13 protein-coding genes are annotated in these 18,562 nt (G+C 37.2%); 8 read left to right on the plus strand and 5 right to left on the minus strand.

From position 1 onward, the window contains the following. Positions 1-477 precede the first annotated feature (477 nt). Positions 478-2,991, plus strand: coding sequence for an RICIN domain-containing protein (locus BMY85_RS06600; RefSeq protein WP_092477485.1), 2,514 nt, complete (start codon positions 478-480; stop codon positions 2,989-2,991). 57 nt (positions 2,992-3,048) lie between these two features. Here BMY85_RS06600 and BMY85_RS06605 read toward each other — a convergent pair whose 3' ends face one another. The 4 genes from BMY85_RS06605 to BMY85_RS06620 form a co-directional block, all read right to left on the minus strand. Beyond that, positions 3,049-3,552 carry a hypothetical protein gene (locus BMY85_RS06605; protein WP_092477609.1) on the minus strand — a complete coding sequence of 168 codons (504 nt, stop codon included), beginning with the start codon at positions 3,550-3,552 and terminating at the stop codon, positions 3,049-3,051. Positions 3,553-3,634: 82 nt separating this feature from the next. Beyond that, the gene (locus BMY85_RS06610; RefSeq protein WP_092477486.1) at positions 3,635-4,375 is read right to left on the minus strand and encodes a lysophospholipid acyltransferase family protein; all 741 of its coding nucleotides are present in this window, start codon (positions 4,373-4,375) and stop codon (positions 3,635-3,637) included. Positions 4,376-4,428: 53 nt separating this feature from the next. Beyond that, positions 4,429-5,604, minus strand: a complete 1,176-nt coding sequence (locus tag BMY85_RS06615; RefSeq protein WP_177180671.1) for a M15 family metallopeptidase — start codon at positions 5,602-5,604, stop codon at positions 4,429-4,431. Between the two features lie 169 nt (positions 5,605-5,773). Further along, positions 5,774-7,228, minus strand: coding sequence for a nicotinate phosphoribosyltransferase (locus BMY85_RS06620; protein WP_330387228.1), 1,455 nt, complete (start codon positions 7,226-7,228; stop codon positions 5,774-5,776). 188 nt (positions 7,229-7,416) lie between these two features. On the opposite strand from BMY85_RS06620, the gene BMY85_RS06625 reads away from it, so the two are divergent. The 4 genes from BMY85_RS06625 (at position 7,417) to BMY85_RS06640 (ending at position 10,520) form a co-directional block, all read left to right on the plus strand. Continuing rightward, positions 7,417-9,324, plus strand: coding sequence for a S8 family serine peptidase (locus tag BMY85_RS06625; RefSeq protein WP_092477488.1), 1,908 nt, complete (start codon positions 7,417-7,419; stop codon positions 9,322-9,324). Positions 9,325-9,497: 173 nt separating this feature from the next. Next, complete coding sequence (locus BMY85_RS06630) at positions 9,498-9,977, plus strand: transcriptional repressor (RefSeq protein ID WP_242939688.1); 480 nt, start codon at positions 9,498-9,500, stop codon at positions 9,975-9,977. Continuing rightward, a complete protein-coding gene (locus tag BMY85_RS06635; RefSeq protein WP_278280381.1) occupies positions 9,970-10,125 on the plus strand; it encodes a FeoB-associated Cys-rich membrane protein in 156 nt (51 codons plus the stop codon). The genes BMY85_RS06630 and BMY85_RS06635 overlap by 8 nt, the downstream gene beginning before the upstream one ends. A gap of 26 nt (positions 10,126-10,151) precedes the next feature. Then, positions 10,152-10,520 (plus strand): metal-dependent transcriptional regulator, encoded by a 369-nt coding sequence (locus BMY85_RS06640; protein ID WP_092477489.1) that lies wholly within the window; start codon positions 10,152-10,154, stop codon positions 10,518-10,520. A 52-nt stretch (positions 10,521-10,572) separates the two neighbouring features. Here the strand turns inward: BMY85_RS06640 and BMY85_RS06645 are convergent, their stop codons facing one another. Further along, positions 10,573-11,922 (minus strand): MATE family efflux transporter, encoded by a 1,350-nt coding sequence (locus tag BMY85_RS06645; protein WP_092477490.1) that lies wholly within the window; start codon positions 11,920-11,922, stop codon positions 10,573-10,575. A 96-nt stretch (positions 11,923-12,018) separates the two neighbouring features. Here BMY85_RS06645 and BMY85_RS06650 point away from each other — a divergent pair, with 96 nt between their 5' ends. The 3 genes from BMY85_RS06650 to ileS all read left to right on the plus strand — a co-directional run bounded on the left by BMY85_RS06650 (position 12,019) and on the right by ileS (position 18,476). Beyond that, positions 12,019-13,638, plus strand: a complete 1,620-nt coding sequence (locus BMY85_RS06650; protein WP_092477491.1) for a hypothetical protein — start codon at positions 12,019-12,021, stop codon at positions 13,636-13,638. A gap of 26 nt (positions 13,639-13,664) precedes the next feature. Continuing rightward, positions 13,665-14,684, plus strand: a complete 1,020-nt coding sequence (locus BMY85_RS06655) for a hypothetical protein (protein ID WP_092477492.1) — start codon at positions 13,665-13,667, stop codon at positions 14,682-14,684. A 576-nt stretch (positions 14,685-15,260) separates the two neighbouring features. Beyond that, positions 15,261-18,476, plus strand: coding sequence for an isoleucine--tRNA ligase (gene ileS / locus BMY85_RS06660; RefSeq protein ID WP_092477493.1), 3,216 nt, complete (start codon positions 15,261-15,263; stop codon positions 18,474-18,476). Positions 18,477-18,562: the final 86 nt, after the last annotated feature.

The raw sequence follows: 18,562 nt of genomic DNA on the forward strand, positions 1-18,562 counted from the left end.
AATTGCTGGTTTGGAAGTGCAATAGACATCCAGGAGAAGTCAGCACCAACATCAATACCAACAGAGATAAATAATTCATCAAGATTAAAAATAACATTATTTGACATGAGCAAGAGCTCCTTTCTGACAGGAATCCATTTCCAATCTGGCAGGTACACAACCTAGCGCGTTATTCGGGTATTGCCTTTTGGCTCCCAACCAGCTAAAACATAAAACCCTGTCGAATGGACTAATTGACTTAATTGTAGGTATCCGCTGATATTTCAGCATCCCAAGGAGGAAAACATTATTTGTCCTATCCTAAGAGATAATACCTTATGTTTTATCTGGTGTCTATCAGGAACCGTCAGACATGATAATTATTTATGATAACATCTGATGAAGGGAGAACACCTTCTTCCGTTATCAGATTTATAGAAACTTATTAACTAAGTAGTCTTAATTGACTACATCATTATTATACTAGGAGGTATGCATATGATACCAAAAATGAGGGGCAAGGTTAAAAAGGTGGCAGTTTCTTTATTAGCCTGCAGCATGATTGCCACATGGAGTCCAGTGGCATTTACCAAAAGTGCTAATGAAGTAAAGGCAGCAGCAATGAGTACATCCAGAGTTTCGGTACATGATCCGTCAATTGTCAAGGCAAATGGACAATATTATCTATTTGGCTCGCATATGGCCGATGCGGTTTCTTCGAATCTGACTTCCTGGAATACCATTACTACTAACATTAACTATGACTATGCAAATGTGTTCCGAAAGGCAGGAACATGGTCTGCTCACGGAAGCAGTTCCTACAATATCAGCGGAAACCTGTGGGCTCCGGATGTCATTTACAACCGTTCTATGAGAAAATGGTGTATGTACATGAGTGTAAATGGAGACAGACAGTATTCGTCTATTGCCATGGCAACGGCAGACAATGTTACAGGTCCTTATACCTATGCAGGTACAGTTGTATATTCTGGTTTTGTCAATCTGGCTCAGGCAAGAGAAACGGATTATGCAAGAGTAACTGGAACCAATAATGTTGATGGAAGGTATCTTAGAAATGGAGCTTGGAATACTTCATACGGAACAAATGCAATTGATCCATGTGTTACATATGATAAAGACGGTAACCTTTGGATGGCATATGGTTCCTGGTTTGGAGGAATCTTTCTTCTGAAACTGGATGCCAATACTGGATTACGTGATTATTCCTATACTTATCAAACCATTACAAATGAGTCTGACCAGTATTTAGGAAAGCGAATTTCAGGGGGATACGGAACTAGTGGAGAAGGGGCTTATATTGTCTGGGATCCAGCCACACAATATTACTATCTATATGAATCTTACTGTGGTCTTAATGCCACAGACAGTTTCAGTGGATACCATATCCGCTTATTCCGCTCACGAAACATTACAGGCCCTTATACGGACGCAAGTGGCAATAATGCAGTCTGTACCAGTGCTTCTAATGACAAGAGCAGAAAGGGAATCAAGTTATTTGGTAACTATAGTTTTAGTTCTTTTTCATCTGCTGGAGGAAGAGAGTTAAATGAAAGAGGTTACATGTCTGGTGGGCATAACTCTGCGCTGATTGATGACGATGGCCAGAGATACCTGATTTACCATACTAGGTTCAATAGAGGTACAGAGGAACATCAGGTTCGTGTACATCAGCAGTTTATGAATGAAGATGGATGGCCAGTGACAGCAGTATATGAGTATTTAGGAAGCAGAATTTCACAGAGTGGGTATTCCAGCGAGGATATTGTAGGAACTTACGAGGTCGTAAATCACCAGCTTGCAGCAAAAGCAGAATATACAGGAATGCTTCCAACTCAAAAAATTGCATTAAAAGCAGATGGAACTATTGCAGGTTCTTATCAGGGGAACTGGACAGAACGTCAAGGAAGTTATTATTGTACCATGACAATAAGTGGTGTTACCTATAAAGGCGTGTTCTTTAAACAGTACGATGAATCCAGTGCCCACAAAGAAACCATGACATTTACCTTGATTGGAAACGATAATAAAGCAATATGGGGTTCTAAGATATCCAATGATTGCAATGTCTCTAATTCTGACAGTAGTACATCTGCAAAAAAACTAGACGGAGTGTATTATATTAAAAATGGAAGTAGCAAACTGTATTTAGATGTATACAATGGCCAGACTTCAGATGGAACAAACATAAGACAATGGAGTTATAACGGATGTGAAGCACAGAAGTTTAAGTTAGTATCTGATGGTTCAGGAAACTATTATGTTTTAACGGGGGCAAGCGGTTATAAAAGCTGTCTAGATGTAGATAGTGGAAGTAGTTCAGATGGAGCAAATATTATGCAGTGGAACTGCTGGGGTGGAGAAATGCAGAAGTTTAAGGTAGAAGACTTAGGAAATGGAAAGTTTGCATTTTACACAAAGGCGTCAAATTATAGAAGCTGTTTAGATTTGTATGAAGTAAGTCCAAATGCAGGAGCGAATATTTGCCAGTGGAATTATTGGGGTGGAGAAGGACAACAATGGATACTAGAACCTGCTACTTCAGGAGATTCTATTGAAGGAACCTATTTTTTCAAGAACTGTAGTAGCGGTCTGTATTTAGATGTGTACAATGGCCAGACTTCAGATGGAACAAACATAAGACAATGGCATTTTAATGGCTGTGATGCACAAAAATTTAAAATAGTATCAGATGGCAATGGTTATTATTCTATTTTAACTGGAGCTAGTGGTTATAAAAGCTGTCTGGATGTAGACAGTGGAAGTGCGGCAGATGGAGCAAATATTATGCAATGGAACAGCTGGGGTGGAGAAATGCAGAAGTTTAAAATTCATGAGGTGGAGAATGGAAATTATGTATTCTTAACCAAAGCTTCAAATTTAAATGGCTGCCTAGATTTATATGAAGTAAGTCCAAATGCAGGAGCAAATATCTGCCAGTGGAGTTATTGGGGTGGTTTGGGCCAGCAGTGGAAATTAGAAAGAACTTACTAAGAAATAAAAAAGAAGGTAACTTTTTAAGGTTGCCTTCTTTTTGCTACAGGTATGGACTTATTTCTTTTTCTTTTTTCCGTTATTTTCTTGTGCATTTAGTTCATTTACTTTAGACTGTGCTTTTTCAGACATTCTTCTGAAGAAGCCTTTCTTTTTAGCAGGAGCAGAATCTAATCCGCCACGAATACCTTTTACATCCATAATGTAAATACCACTTATAGTAGCCTTTACTTCTTTTTTCACAGGCACTAGATCAAAGATTTTTTCATCACAGATCATAGACATAATCTTTGGGCCGATTTTTACTTTGACAATAGGTAATTTAGAACGGCGTGCAAGTTTTGGAGTCTGTTCCATAACAATCTTTGGTAAACCGGATTCGGCTAGTTTCAGACGTTTTTTATCAATGACAAGCATAGTAACTACTTGTGAGTTTGCTTGCATTTGAGACTGTGCATCTTCTTGGCGTTTTTGTAATTTGGTACCGAAACGGTAAAGTACGACAAGAACGGCAATAACAGCCACTAAAGCGATTAGTAAACCGATACCCCAGCCACTCATCATCATTGCTAACATAGGAAATGTATTATAATACATAAGACTATGTACCTCCTTATTGATATTATACATTCGTATAGTTTATTTATTTTATCATACCAGAATTAATCTTATCAAGATTTTCTTGTATGATTTTTTGAGTGTAAGAACCAACAAACTTCTTATCTTCTTTTGATAGCTGATCTAGGTAAATCGGTTCTCCAAACATAATCGTAACATTTGCCTTACCAACAAAAGGCAAGTGGTTTTCAAAGGCTTTATCCGTATTGGTTAATGCAACAGGGATAATTGGGCAGCCTGTCTTCTGGGCAAATTTAAAACTTCCTTCATGGAAAGGCAATAATTTGTCAGTGTGGTTTCTTGTACCTTCAGGCATGATAAAAATAGAGTAACCTTTTTTTATCTGTTCAATACCAGTCAGGATGGTTTTCATACCTTCTTTGATATTGTCCCGATTTAAGAAAAGACATTTCATACATTGCATCCATTGTCTGATAAATGGTACTTTTTCAATTTCTTTCTTAGAAACAAAACTTGTTAAGTTAGGAACCACTGAATAAGACACGATAATATCGAAAAATCCTCTATGGTTTGCTACATAAAGTACTGGCGTACCAGTAGGAATGTTTTCTAGTCCGACAACAGTTCTTTTTACTCCACTAAGGAAGCAGATTACACCAAAAGCCCATGCAACGTGTGCCTGTGCAATTCTAAAAACCAGCCTGTCATTTTTGGTTATTTTTCCAATAAGCCATATGATAAAGAGGCTAGGAATGCTATAAATAAAATATAATATTAAAAATATTAAAACAAATAAAGTTCTCACATATTCCTCCTAAGTAATAGTATTTCTATAGTATATCTGTAGTTTATATAAAATTATTCACCAGATTCCTCAGAATCGTTACTGGTATCATCATCCTTATCAGGTGCTTGTGAAGGCGATGGAGCTTCTGGACTAGCTGCAGGAACTTCAGGACTTGGAACAGGTGCCTTACTTGGTTTTACTACAGGTTTTTTACTATCCGCAGGTTTTTCTGAAGCCACAGGTTCTTCCGAAGCCACAGGTTCTTTGGATGGTTCCAGGCTAGGCTGTGGTGTAACTGCAGCAGGTTTTTGAGAGGCAGCTACAGGAGCCTTGCTTACGGTTACAGGTTTTGCACTAGGAGCTGCAGCACTAGGAGCGACAGATACAACAGGAGCTATACTGCTTGGCTGGCTCGTGCTTGGCATATAAGGAGTATCATTTATATAATCTGATTCATCAGTAATAAAATCATAACTTGGCTTATAATGATAATACTCGTCCAATGTTAAATTATTCTGATACAGATAAGTAGCCATAGGAATGCCAACAAAGCGAAGATGCCAAGGTTCATAAGCATATCCGGTTATTTTGCATTTATCTTCTGGATAACGTACAATAAAACCATATAAATGAGCATTTTCTGCAACCCAGATGCCTTCAGGTGTTTCTCCAAAGGATTCCTGTAAATCAAAGTTTACTGATTTACAGGAAATATCCATTACAAGACCAGTCTGGTGTTCACTGTAACCAGGTTTTGCGGAATACTGGCTGGTATGAGTTGTTCCGCGTGTTTTCAGGTTCTTTTCATAGATCTCTTTTTGACGTTTATAAGAACGGTATCCGGAAACTGCAACAAGTTCTAAATCATTTTCCTTTGCTGCTTCAAACATCTTTTCTAAAGAAGCACTGGCAGCTTTGCGTAATTGTTTTTTTTCGGACTCATAATCTATACTAAAAGTTACATTTGGTTCAACAAGATCACTAGGTACGTAGTCGGATGGCAATGAATACTCCTTATTTACAAGGCAGTAAATACTATCAGGTGCGGTTATTACTTCATTACGTGAAGGTAATGTATCTCCTTTGGAATCCGTTTTGCCAGCTGCATAGGCATCCTCGTTATTGTAATATTTACCACCACTGGAAGCTTGGGTAGCTTTATGTTGGGAGACTGCCACTTGTCTTGCCCCTAAGCCGCCAGCCAACACAATTAGAACGGCACCTGCAATGATTATCTTTTTTTTCATGTACATAACTTCCTATCTTTATATTCTGCTTAAATAATTAGTCTAAAAATAAAATCTATCTTATTATAGCATATAAAGTAAAAAAATCTAGTTTAAAGTTGTTTTGTTTTTATTATGGCTGCATCGCAAAAACAGAACCGTTTTTTGAAACGGTTCTGCCGGTTAATCGTTATTTTGGGTTTCTTGTATTCATAGAATCCAGAATGGAATACTTTAAATCATATAGTTCCTGGGATAAATCTACATAGACATCATGAGGATTTACAAGACGTCTTGTTTCATCCCATAAAGTATTTAATTCATTTGCACAGTAATCCTTAATTTCACGGACACTTGGTGATTCATACACGCAAGTGCCATTTTTGAAGATAGGAACTAGAAGCTCACGTACTGTATAAGTACCTGGATCCAAATAAGTTTTTTTCCAAGTTGAGATTGGATCAAAAATCATAAGTGTTTCATTTTCATCAAATTTTTCATATTCCAATGCAATGATATCTGCTTTAATTTTACCACTCTCTTTATCATAAATGCGGTAAACGGTTTTGTTTCCAGGATTGGTAATTTTCCATTGGTTTTCAGATAATTTAATCTTAGGAATGAATTTTCCGTCTTTTTCTATTGCAGCGAGCTTGTAAACACCTCCAAATGCTGGACAGTCCTTTGAAGTTATCAGGTTGGTACCAACACCCCAGGAATCAATGGCTGCTTTCTGTGTTTTTAAAGAATCAATTAAGTATTCGTCTAAGTCACTGGAAGCACAGATTCCCGCATCAGGAAAACCAGCATCATCTAGCATCTTACGTGCTTTTTTGGACAAGTAAGCTAAGTCACCACTATCCAGGCGGATACCATATTTAACGGGCATTTTGCCTGCATCTCTTAACTCCTGAAACACCTGGATTGCATGAGGGACACCGGAACGTAAAGTATCATAAGTATCTACTAAAAGTGTAGTGTTATTTGGATAAAGGTCAGCATAAATGCGGAAAGCAGTTAATTCATCAGGGAAACTCATAATCCAGCTGTGGGCATGAGTACCAAGGGCTGGTATATCAAATTTCTGTGCACAAAGCACATTACTGGTTCCGGCACAGCCGCCAATAACAGCAGCACGGGCACCAAGTGTTCCAGCGTCAGGTCCCTGGGCACGGCGAAGGCCAAATTCCATAACCGCATCCCCTTGTGCAGCGTAGCAGACACGAGAAGCTTTTGTAGCAATTAAACTCTGATGATTGATAATATTAAGGAGAGCTGTTTCTACAAGCTGAGCTTCCATAATAGGTGCAATTACTTTTACTAAAGGTTCCATTGGAAATACAACAGTTCCTTCTGGAATCCCATAAATATCTCCAGAGAAATGGAATCCCGCAAGATAATGTAAAAAGTCTTCATCAAATATATTTAAACTACGTAAATAGGAAATATCATCATAATTAAAATTCAGTTCTTTAATATACTGAATGGCCTGTTCAAGACCAGCACATATAGCGTAACCACTGCCAGAAGGATTGGTACGGTAAAAAACATCAAAAATAACACGCTCATTGGTATTGTTCTTGTAGTAGCCCTGCATCATAGTCAATTCATAAAAATCTGTTAATAGTGTTAAGTTTTCGTGCAAGTCGATCACTCCTTTTTTGGGAAATATAAATGTATTATATGTACCTTATCATATTCAATACAAGAAAGCAAGCGACAAAGAAACAAAGAAAATGATATAAAGGGAGCAAAAACAATAAAAGAGTATAATTGCACTGTGGTATGTTATAAGCTATAATAAAACTAGTTTTTTATTAGTGGAGGTGTGGGATGAATAAAAAGAGCTGGAATATGCTTTTATGTATATTGCTTATCATTTCCTGTGTAATGGGACAGATAAATGTTATACAGGCTAAGGAGGAAACTAAACATTCAGGACAGTATGAACTTAGCCAGTTTAGAAACAATGAAATGCTCATTAAGTTTACATCAGACTGTAAAGAAGAATGGAAAGATAAAATGACAGGAAAATGCCATTTAACAATTTTGAAATCTGAAAAGGGCTATGTTTTGGCAAAGGCAGACAATAAGAAAGAGTTACAGGATGCACAAATTTCCTTAAATAAGGATACATATGTGCAATGGGTGCAGCCAAACTTTCAATATGAACTAGCTAGCATAACACATAGTGGAACCTATAAAAATGGCAATATAACATTTTCCAAAAATCAGTGGGGATTAATGAATGATGGAACCCTGCAGTTTACGGAAGAAAGTTCTTATAGGGAGTCTTTGATTCAGGCAAAGCAAGGAATAGACGGAAATGTAATTCCTTTATGGGAAGCGGTAAGTGGCAAGGAAGGTAAAAGTGTGACAGTTGCCGTAGTTGATACAGGAGTAGATATAAAGCACCCTGGCCTGCAGGGAAGGTTATGGAAAAATAAAAAAGAAATTCCTGATGATGGAATTGATAATGACAAGAATGGCTATAAAGATGATTATGATGGATGGAATGCTTATAATCATGATTCAGATGTAACAGATGAGTCTGACCATGGAACACATTGTGCTGGAATTATCGCAGCAAACGGGAATCAGGATGTATGGGGCGTGACAGGAAAAAGCAAGGTAAAGATAATGCCTGTTAAGGTGTTCAGTGATAGTAAAAAGGGAGATCCGGATACTTGTATCGCTACGAGTTATAGCATATTGTGGGGGCTGGAATACGCACAGGCTAATGGGGCAGATATCTGTAACATAAGTTTAGGAATGGAAGACTTGGATACTGGATTAAGGGATTTTATGTTAGAATCTAAAATGCTGTTTGTCTGTGCAGCTGGAAACGACGGAGAAGAAATAGAATATATGCCAAACTATCCAGCTTATTATAACTTCTCAAATATTATTTCAGTAGCAAATATAAGGTGTGATGGAAGGCTTCATAAATCTTCTACTTATAGTAAAAAGAGAGTGGGTGTAGCGGCACCTGGCAGTGAAATTTATAGTACACTTCCGAATAAAGAATATGGCTATTTGACAGGAACCAGTATGGCTGCACCTTATGTAACAGGAGTAGCTGCCCTTCTTTATTCTTATACAAATAGGATGAATGCAGCATCAGCTAAAAAACAGATTATCCAAAATGCGACAAAGCTGGAATCTATTGAAAAAAAAGTTTCAGGTGGTCTGGTCAATGCGTATGCAGCCTATGTAAAAGACGTTTCTGCACCATCTATTCAATATAGGACAAACGTATATAAATCCAAAGGATATGCTACTGTTGATTTAAGTGTAAGAGATTATGGAAATGCAGGAGTAAAAAATGTTCGCTGGTTAAAAGGGGAACGTACAATACGATCCTTTAAAAAAGGAAGAAATGGGACAAGAGTCAGTGACTCAGGAAAAATTAGGGTAAATAAAACAGGAGTATATACTATTTACACCATGGATAAGAGTGGAAATGAAACTGTAAGAAAGGTTACAGTGAAGATACCTGTTCCTGCAAGAGTAGACATAAAAAAGACAACAGTCCTGTTAAAAAGAGGAACTCATTATGTATTGAAGCCAGTGGCAGTTCCAAGTGGCGTATATGCAAAATATACATTTATGTCTTCTGATAAGAGAATTGCAGCAGTAGATGCAAAAGGTAACGTAACTGGAAAAAGGGCTGGTGCGGCTACAATAACAATAAAAACACAAAATGGCAAAAAACGAACTTGTAAAATAAAGGTATTATAAACTTTGCTTTTCATTAAAAAGCCCAGACAGTTTTAAATTGTTTGGGCTTTACATATTAGCAAAGGACTGCTATAATAAATGTAAATGATAATCAATATCACAGGAGAAGACTATATTTTTTTGCATAGGAGTTAGCTTTGGCTAACTATATGCAACACAAGGAGGAATTGCATATGTCTGCAAATGAAAAGGGAGATAGCGAAACATTAATGAAGAAGCAGTTTATTATAGAGGAATTAAAAAAAAGAAAGTGCAGAATGACATCTCAAAGGAGCTTGATTATAGATATTATTTTGCAAAACCAGTGTTCTTGCTGCAAGGAAATTTATTATCAGGCAGTAGAAAAGGATTCTTCTATAGGAATAGCAACTGTTTATCGCATGCTGGCATTGTTAGAAGAAGCAGGTGTTATTGATCGTAAGAATATGTATGCCATTCAGGGAAAAGTCCAGCAGGAACAGGAAGTTTTGCCCAATGCAGAGGAAAAAGTTGTATTTATCGGGGAAAGCAATCAGGTTGAATTGCTAGAAACAAATTGGTACAATGAGGTAAAAGAACATCTGAAGAAAAGAGGAATGATAAAGAATCAGGATATTTCAATTGTAATTCGAGTGAAGAACTCATGTAAGGAAGGGATGGATTGCTGTGACTGATTTTATTGTAATTGGAATCATTGGGATTCTTATGGCATTAATCATTAGAAAACGTGTAAAGGCATGTAAATCAGGAGAAAGCGGCTGTGGATGTGGATGCAGTAACTGTTCAAGTGCAAGGTACTGCAGTGGAGAACACAAGCAGTAGTTTCTCTGGAGAGGTGGAGGTACGGAATGTATGAATCTAGAGAAAATTATCTGGAAACTATTTTAATATTGAGCCAGAAGAATGGTTCTGTCCGTTCTATTGATATTGCGAGAGAATTAAATTTTAGCAAGCCAAGTGTCAGCAGGGCTATGAGGCTTCTAAGGGAGTCAGGGCATATTATTACAGATGAAAACGGAGGAATTGTTCTTACGGAGCTAGGACTAAAGAAGGCAAAGAGCGTGCTGGAAAGACATCAGATTCTTACGGAATTTTTAATGAAAACTACTGGAGTATCAGAAGGAATTGTGGAGAAGGATGCCTGCAGAATGGAGCATATTGTCAGTGAAGAGGTATTTGAAGGAATTAAGAAGTTTGTAAAAAACAAGTCACAATAGCAATAAAAGGAGAGCATCATTGATTTTTAATGAAGCTCTCCTTTGGATAATTTTATAGTTTTATTTTAGAAAGAGTCTTGGAATAATAAGTAAACATTAACAATCCTCCTGCACCAAACCAGGCGATGACATCAGCAAAAAGCACACCTTGTTTTCCAATCAGTATTGGGAGCAAGGAGGCAGCAGCCAGACGGATAAGCAGTTCTGCTATACCTGATACCATAGGAATAAAAGTCTGTCCACTTCCAAGTAGTGCGGCACGGTAGGTGTAAAGCATATATACAACAAACAGGAAAATGCATTGGATAACCAGGTAATAATAAGCTGTATGTATGATTTTGGGATTTAAGGAGGCAGCTTGTCCTTTAGAATTTAAGAAGAGCCTTAGTACAGGCTTTCCAATCAGTATAAACAAGAGACCTGATGTAACAGCAAATAAAATATTCATTTTTAGGCAGACATTTACACCTTGCTTAAGCCGTTGGGTTTTGTTTGCCCCAAGATTCTGGGCAACATATGTTCCAAGTGCAACTGAGAAGGAAACACCTGTCTGCTGAATCAGATTGATTAATTTGCCAGTTAATGAGACAGCAGTAGTAAAAACGTATCCATAAGAATTAATAATACCCTGCATAATAAGCCCGCCAATTGATATTACAATATTCTGAGTTGCCAGAGGAATGCCAACCTTAAACAGTTTCCATGAAGTTTGAAGATGAAATCTCCAGTCTTCCGAGTTTAAGTGAAATATCTCTAATCTCTTTATTTTGGCAAAACATATAATGCAGGAGATTATCTGGGAAATCAAAGTAGCTGCTGCAACACCAGCAACACCCAAGTTAAGCTTAACTACAAATATAGCATCTAATACAATGTTAAAAACAGATGAGATAATTAACGCTATAAAAGAGGTTGTAGTATCTCCAATGGCTCTCAAAAAGGAAGAAAGCAGGTTGTAAAGCATGGTAATAAAAACACCAGAAGTAACGATATACAGATATAAGGCGGACATGCTGATTACATTATCCGGTGTTCTTAAAAGAACCAGAAGTTTTTTTATGCATAGTAGGGCTGCCGTAGTAATGATAACGGTTAATAAAATAGATAAGACACTGGACATTGCAATGCTTTTTTTCATTTTTTTATTTTCTCCTGCACCGTACTGCTGAGATATAATGATGGAAAAGCCTTGTGTAAATCCTGTAAAAATGTTAATAATAAGCCAGTAAATCCAGCTAGTACAGCTGACAGCAGTCAGAGCTTCCGTATTTACAAATTTGCCCAATACAAAGGAATCAACAAGTGTATATGCCTGTTGAACCAGGCTTCCTGCAAGAATTGGCAGGGCAAAAGCAGTCAGCAGTTTTGCAGGAGTGCCCTGTGTCATGTTATTTGTTTGCATTTTTGGTTAATCACCTCTAGAAAAAAATATATTTAATTATATAATAATATATGTAGAGATGTTTGAGAAGCATTTTTGAAGGATGGAGGAAAAAAGATGGAGTATGTTGCGAAGTATGACGGGATTGACAAGTACTGGAGAGATGATTATTTTTTTTGTGAAGACAAAATATTAGCAAATGTTGCAGAAATGTTTGGATGCAGGTATAATCTTATGTTTGCAGGAGCCTTTAATTTTGGGTATAACAAAGGAAGAAATCCAGGAGTTGGAAAAAATATTGTTGTCAGGTATTTTGAACAGGATAAGTTATTGGAAAAGTACTATGGAATACAATTAAAAAAGTATGATAAGGCTTATGGAGCTGAAAACTTTTTAGAACGCTGCAAGGAAGAATTACGGAAGGGAAAGCCAGCGTCAGTTGGATTAACAAAAGAAGGCATATGGGAGGAAAAACCTGGAGAAGGTGTACTGGAGCATTTAGCATTTTTTTTGATCCAGATAAGTGATGATGTTATTACGGTAATTGATCCACATGAACTTGGAATCCGAAGGAAAATTTCTAAAGAAACATTTGTCAACAGCTATTTATGGGGAGTAACATTTGAATATGACCAGACGAAGACGGTTCAGGAGATTGATATAAAAGAATTTGTTGCGTATGTGCTGGATAACTATCATAATGCAGTATTATCAGAAGCGGGGTGCGTGGATGAAGGAATTGTTTTCCCGGCACTTGGAAGCGGAATAGATTTTTTTGCTCATCGCAGAGTAGAGAGCCCATATGAAGAACTGCTTCAATTGGCAGAAGAAGTCAAATCAATGGATTTGCAAAAAGAAGTAGAGGGACTGGAAAGCGTGCTGTTTGTTCCTTTTTACTATGGTCTGCTTTACACTTATCGATCACGTCTTGTATTTACCAAGGCACTTCGGGAAGTTCAGGAAATTATGGATACAGAAATTTTTGAATCCGTGATTCAGCGGTTAATTGTGGTGTCATCCAAATGGAATTATTTAAGGATGGTGTTTACTAGTGCTTATCATAATGAGCAAATGACGCAACAGGTAAAGGACAATGTAAGCTCCGTTATTAAAGAAATTGCAGAACATGAAAAAAAAGTGCTGGAAGAGTTTCAATACATATATGATACATGGAATGAACAAAAGAAAGAGGCAGGACTTGAACCATATTTTAATACCTATTTATTTGAATATGAAAATGCAAAAAAAGAAAGCAATGCTGTTTACGAATGGTACTATTATAAACAGAAAACAGAAGAAAAAATGCTTCCAAAGGGAAACTTTACTTTGCCAAAACCTAATGAAAAAGGGGATAGTATTGTTTGTTTAGGGCAGGTAATTCAGTTTGAAGATGAGATAGCAGAAACAGGTTATAAAGAGTTTTGCATTTATGGAACCGTTTTGTATAATGAAATGGTGTATGACTATATGGATATTTTGTATACAGATGGAAGCAAAGAAACCGTATTAATTGGATTCGATGGATTAATTAAAAATGAATATAGTTTGTGTTCACCAGGAAGGACTGTGTGGAAAGGAAATGTAGTAAAACGGAATGGAGAAGAAGATCCGGATACCAGAAAGAAAGCAGTTATTTATGAAAAACGATATCTGGTTCATGAAGGAAAAAAAGTTCAGGGATTTAAGTTGCCTAATAATCCATTTATTAATATAGTAAAGGTCTTATTTGCCAAATAGGAAATACATGGAAGGAGAAGAGGCTTATGAAGAAGGGAATTTGTACAATTGTATCATTAAATTATTTTGCACAGGCAATAAGTCTGATGAAAAATGTAAGGAAGTATCATGAAGAAGCACAGCTGCATGTTTTGTTAGTGGATAAGGTACAGAATGGCCAGGTCGCAGACAAGATAAAGGAATATGAAGATGTGGCTGACTTTCATTATGTAGAAGAGATAGGCATTAAAGATATTAAAAGCATGGCATTTAAGTATGATGTTGTGGAATTAAATACTGCTGTTAAGCCATATTTTATGGAGTTTTTGTTAGAAAAGTTTGAATATGATAATCTTATGTATATTGATGCGGACATTTTGCTGTTCCACAGACTAGATCGTGTTTATGAAGAACTGGAACAGCACTCAGTAATTCTGACTCCTCATTTGTTATCTGTGGAGGAAGATAGGGATACTTGTATTTCAAAAACACAGGATTTCTTAAGATATGGAATTTATAATCTTGGATTTATTGCAGTTCGCAATAATGAGGCAGGAAGAGAGGCAATCCGATGGTGGAAACAGAAGCTTCATGATAAGTGTTATTTAAGTGAAAAGGAATTTTTAGCATGGGATCAGAAGTGGATGGATTTTGCACCAGCATTATTAGATGATGTATACATATTAAGGGATCCAGGACATAATGTGGCATTCTGGAATATACAGGGACGATTTATATCCCGAAAAAATGAAGAATATTATGTAAATGAAAAATTCCCTCTGGTATTTTATCACTTTAGTCATTATCGTTTATCCAGAAAGGACACAATAGTGGATTTAGAGCCAAAAACCCGTAAGATGCCATTGACGGAAAGAGAGGATTTAAAGCAGCTATTTGAAATTTATTATCAGAGTGTAATGGAAAATGATTATGAATTTTTTAGTAAAATTTCTTACGGATATGGGTATTATGAGGATGGTAATGCAATTAGTAAGGAAGATCGAGATGTATATAAGGAGATGCTGGAAAGAGGGAAAGTGGAGAAAGAAAATCCATTTTCCATATAGATGTGAAGTCTTTTGGAAACAGCGTTGACAATCCTGCTAATTTATACTATCATAAACCTATTGAACAAAACAAAAAACGAAGACGGAGACAGTAAGGACTTATCCAAAGCCAAAGCGAGCCAGAGCCAGTGAGAGTCTGGTGCAAGTAGTCAGTTCTGAATATCACTCCCAAGTTGCAAGCTGAACGGCAAAAGCCTATTAAGTGATGCCGGTGTCCACCGTTATAGGGAAAGCATATGATTGTATGTAAATAGGTGGTTGAAATGACGGTTATGCCCTCATCCTGTTTCGGATGAGGTTTTTTTTATTTGATAGGAAAGTCCTCTGCAAGTCCTTCCCTATCAAATAAAAAGTGCCCTAAAAAAGAAGGGCACAGGATGCACACAGATGGGTAAGGAAGATAATCGCTAAAAAACAGCGACAGCTAAAAAACAGCGACACCCATCCATCTGGCACGGCAAAATCTGAGTTCCTGCGAGTACACTCCAGTCGCGAGAGTATGAGGAACTCAGACTTTGTTCCAACGATAAGCCTAAAGCATACTAGATAAAACATTTAAAATTTAGGAGGGAAATCATGTACGAAAAAGTATCAACTAGTCTGAATTTCGTAGAACGTGAGAAAAAAGTAGAAAGCTTTTGGAAAGAAAATAACATTTTTGAAAAAAGTATTGATTCCAGAAAAAAAGGAGAAACGTATACCTTTTATGATGGACCACCAACAGCCAATGGAAAACCACATATTGGACATGTATTGACTCGTGTTATTAAAGATATGATTCCAAGATATAAAACAATGAAAGGCTATAAAGTACCTCGTAAAGCAGGCTGGGATACACATGGTCTTCCAGTTGAGCTAGAAGTAGAAAAATTATTAGGCTTAGATGGAAAAGAACAAATCGAAGAATATGGGTTAGAGCCATTTATCCATAAATGTAAAGAATCTGTATGGAAATACAAAGGCATGTGGGAAGATTTTTCCGCAACAGTTGGTTTCTGGGCGGATATGGATGATCCATATGTAACCTATGACAACAACTTTATTGAGTCCGAGTGGTGGGCATTAAAACAGATCTGGGACAAGAAGTTATTATACAAAGGTTATAAAATCGTACCTTACTGCCCTCGTTGTGGAACTCCACTTTCTTCACACGAAGTAGCACAGGGATATAAAGATGTAAAAGAAAAATCCGCAATCGCAAAATTCCAGGTAGCAGGTGCAGAAAAGGAATACATCCTTGCCTGGACCACAACCCCTTGGACTTTGCCATCCAACGTTGCTCTTTGCGTAAACCCAGATGAAACTTATGTAAAAGTAAAAGTTCAGGTAAATGAGAAAAACGATGTAGTGAAAGAAGGGGAAGAAGATACAGCAGTAGCAACAGAATACTACATTTTAGCAGAAGCTTTACTTAGTGTAATCGACGGTGTTTATGAAATCGTAGAAAAATACGTTGGAAAAGATTTAGAATATAAACAATATATCCCTTTGTTTGATTATGCATTTAACAAAGCAGACGGAACAGTTGGCGATCCGGGCGACAGAACTTCAGTAAATGGGAAGAAAGCATTTTACGTAACATGTGATAATTACGTTACCTTAACAGACGGTACTGGTGTCGTTCATATCGCTCCTGCATTTGGTGAAGACGATGCCAAAGTCGGCAGAAACTATGACCTTCCATTTGTACAGCTAGTAGATGAAAAAGGACAGATGAAACCAGAAGTAACAGATTTTGCAGGCATGTTCTGCAAAAAAGCAGACGAAGGCGTATTAAAAGCTCTTGGTGCTAAGAAATTATTATTCAAAGCATTAAAATTCGAGCATAGCTATCCATTCTGCTGGAGATGTGATACACCACTTCTTTACTATGCAAGAGAATCTTGGTTCATTAAAATGACAGCAGTGAAAGAAGATTTAATCCGCAATAACAATACTATTAACTGGATTCCTAAGACAATTGGGAAAGGGCGTTTTGGTGACTGGTTAGAAAACGTTCAGGACTGGGGCGTAAGCCGTAACCGTTACTGGGGAACTCCACTTAACGTATGGGAATGTTCTTGTGGACATCAGCATGCAATTGGAAGCATTGAAGAATTAAAATCCATGTCTGATAACTGCCCAGATGATATTGAATTACACCGTCCATTTATTGATGCGGTAACAATCAAGTGTCCAGAATGTGGAAAACAGATGCATAGAGTTCCAGAAGTGATTGACTGCTGGTTTGACTCAGGTTCCATGCCATTTGCACAGCACCACTACCCATTTGAAAATGAAGACTTATTTAAAGAGCAGTTCCCTGCAAACTTCATTTCCGAAGCCGTTGACCAAACAAGAGGATGGTTCTACTCTTTGCTTGCTATTTCAACACTTATTTTTAACGAAGCACCTTATAAAAATGTTATCGTGTTAGGCCATGTACAAGATGAAAATGGACAGAAGATGTCCAAATCCAAAGGAAATGCAGTAGATCCATTTGATGCATTAGAACAATACGGTGCAGATGCTATCCGCTGGTATTTCTATATCAACAGTGCTCCTTGGCTGCCAAACCGTTTCCACGGAAAAGCCGTTCAGGAAGGTCAGCGTAAATTCATGGGTACGTTATGGAACACCTATGCGTTCTTTGTATTATACGCAAATATTGATGAATTTGATGCAACCAAATACACATTAGATTATGACAAGCTTGGCGTAATGGATAAATGGCTATTGTCCCGTTTGAATACGGTAATCAAAACCGTTGATGAAAATCTTGCCGCTTATAAGATTCCGGAAACAGCAAAAGCATTACAGCAGTTTGTAGATGAAATGAGTAACTGGTATGTAAGACGTGGACGGGAACGTTTCTGGGCTAAGGGAATGGAACAGGATAAGATTAATGCTTACATGACACTTCATACAGCATTAGTTACCCTTTGTAAGATTGCAGCACCAATGATTCCATTTATGACAGAAGATATTTATCAGAATTTAGTAAGAAGCATTGATAAGACTGCTCCGGAAAGCATTCATTTATGTGACTTCCCAGCTGCCAATGAAGCTTATATCAATGCTCAGTTAGAAAAAGATATGGAAGAAGTTCTGGATATCGTGGTACTTGGCCGTGCCTGCCGTAATACAGCTAATATTAAGAATAGACAGCCAATCGGAACCATGTATGTAAAAGCAGAAACTGTTTTATCCGATTACTACAAAGAAATTATTGCAGATGAGTTAAATGTAAAAGAAGTGAAATTCACAGATGATGTAAGAGACTTTACATCTTACACCTTTAAACCACAGCTTCGCACCTTAGGACGTCGTTTTGGCAAACAGATCAATGCATTCAAAGAGTTCTTGACAACGCTTGATGGAAATGCAGCTATGGACGAATTAAACGAAAAAGGTACTTTAACGGTTACATTTGATGGTAAGGAAGAAGTAATTGAAAAAGACGACTTGTTAATTGAAGCGGCTCAGAAGGAAGGCTATGTATCCGATTCTGATTATGGGATTACAACGGTACTGGATACAAACTTATCCGAAGAATTAATCGAAGAAGGCTTTGTATTAGAAGTTATCAGTAAGATCCAGACTATGCGTAAAGATGCTGGTTTTGAAGTAACAGACAGGATTAACGTATATGTTAAGGGAAATGACAAGATTGCGGGTATCATGGATAGAAATAAAGAAATAATCCAGGGCAAGGTACTTGCAGACAGCATTGTTTCAGGTGATGTGAAAGGATTCGAGAAAGAATGGAACATCAATGGGGAAGATGTTGTGATGGCAGTTGAAAAGAGATAAGCGTAATAGAAAATAACGAAAAAGGCATGTGGAAATTTTAAAGAGTTTTTGCATGCCTTTTTTGTGATATTGCAAAAGAAGTAAAA

It is taken from the genome of [Clostridium] polysaccharolyticum (assembly GCF_900111595.1).
GTDB lineage: Bacteria > Bacillota > Clostridia > Lachnospirales > Lachnospiraceae > Clostridium_AI > Clostridium_AI polysaccharolyticum.

What these genes read in the sequence shown, in the direction of transcription:
- BMY85_RS06655 (WP_092477492.1), top strand. Translation starts at nt 13,665, where the DNA reads ATGAAGAAGGGAATTTGTACAATTGTATCATTAAATTATTTTGCACAG.
- BMY85_RS06650 (WP_092477491.1), top strand. Translation starts at nt 12,019, where the DNA reads ATGGAGTATGTTGCGAAGTATGACGGGATTGACAAGTACTGGAGAGAT.
- BMY85_RS06615 (WP_177180671.1), bottom strand. Translation starts at nt 5,604, where the DNA reads ATGAAAAAAAAGATAATCATTGCAGGTGCCGTTCTAATTGTGTTGGCT.
- ileS (WP_092477493.1), top strand. Translation starts at nt 15,261, where the DNA reads ATGTACGAAAAAGTATCAACTAGTCTGAATTTCGTAGAACGTGAGAAA.
- BMY85_RS06625 (WP_092477488.1), top strand. Translation starts at nt 7,417, where the DNA reads ATGAATAAAAAGAGCTGGAATATGCTTTTATGTATATTGCTTATCATT.
- BMY85_RS06600 (WP_092477485.1), top strand. Translation starts at nt 478, where the DNA reads ATGATACCAAAAATGAGGGGCAAGGTTAAAAAGGTGGCAGTTTCTTTA.
- BMY85_RS06645 (WP_092477490.1), bottom strand. Translation starts at nt 11,922, where the DNA reads ATGCAAACAAATAACATGACACAGGGCACTCCTGCAAAACTGCTGACT.
- BMY85_RS06640 (WP_092477489.1), top strand. Translation starts at nt 10,152, where the DNA reads ATGTATGAATCTAGAGAAAATTATCTGGAAACTATTTTAATATTGAGC.
- BMY85_RS06630 (WP_242939688.1), top strand. Translation starts at nt 9,498, where the DNA reads ATGTCTGCAAATGAAAAGGGAGATAGCGAAACATTAATGAAGAAGCAG.
- BMY85_RS06605 (WP_092477609.1), bottom strand. Translation starts at nt 3,552, where the DNA reads ATGAGTGGCTGGGGTATCGGTTTACTAATCGCTTTAGTGGCTGTTATT.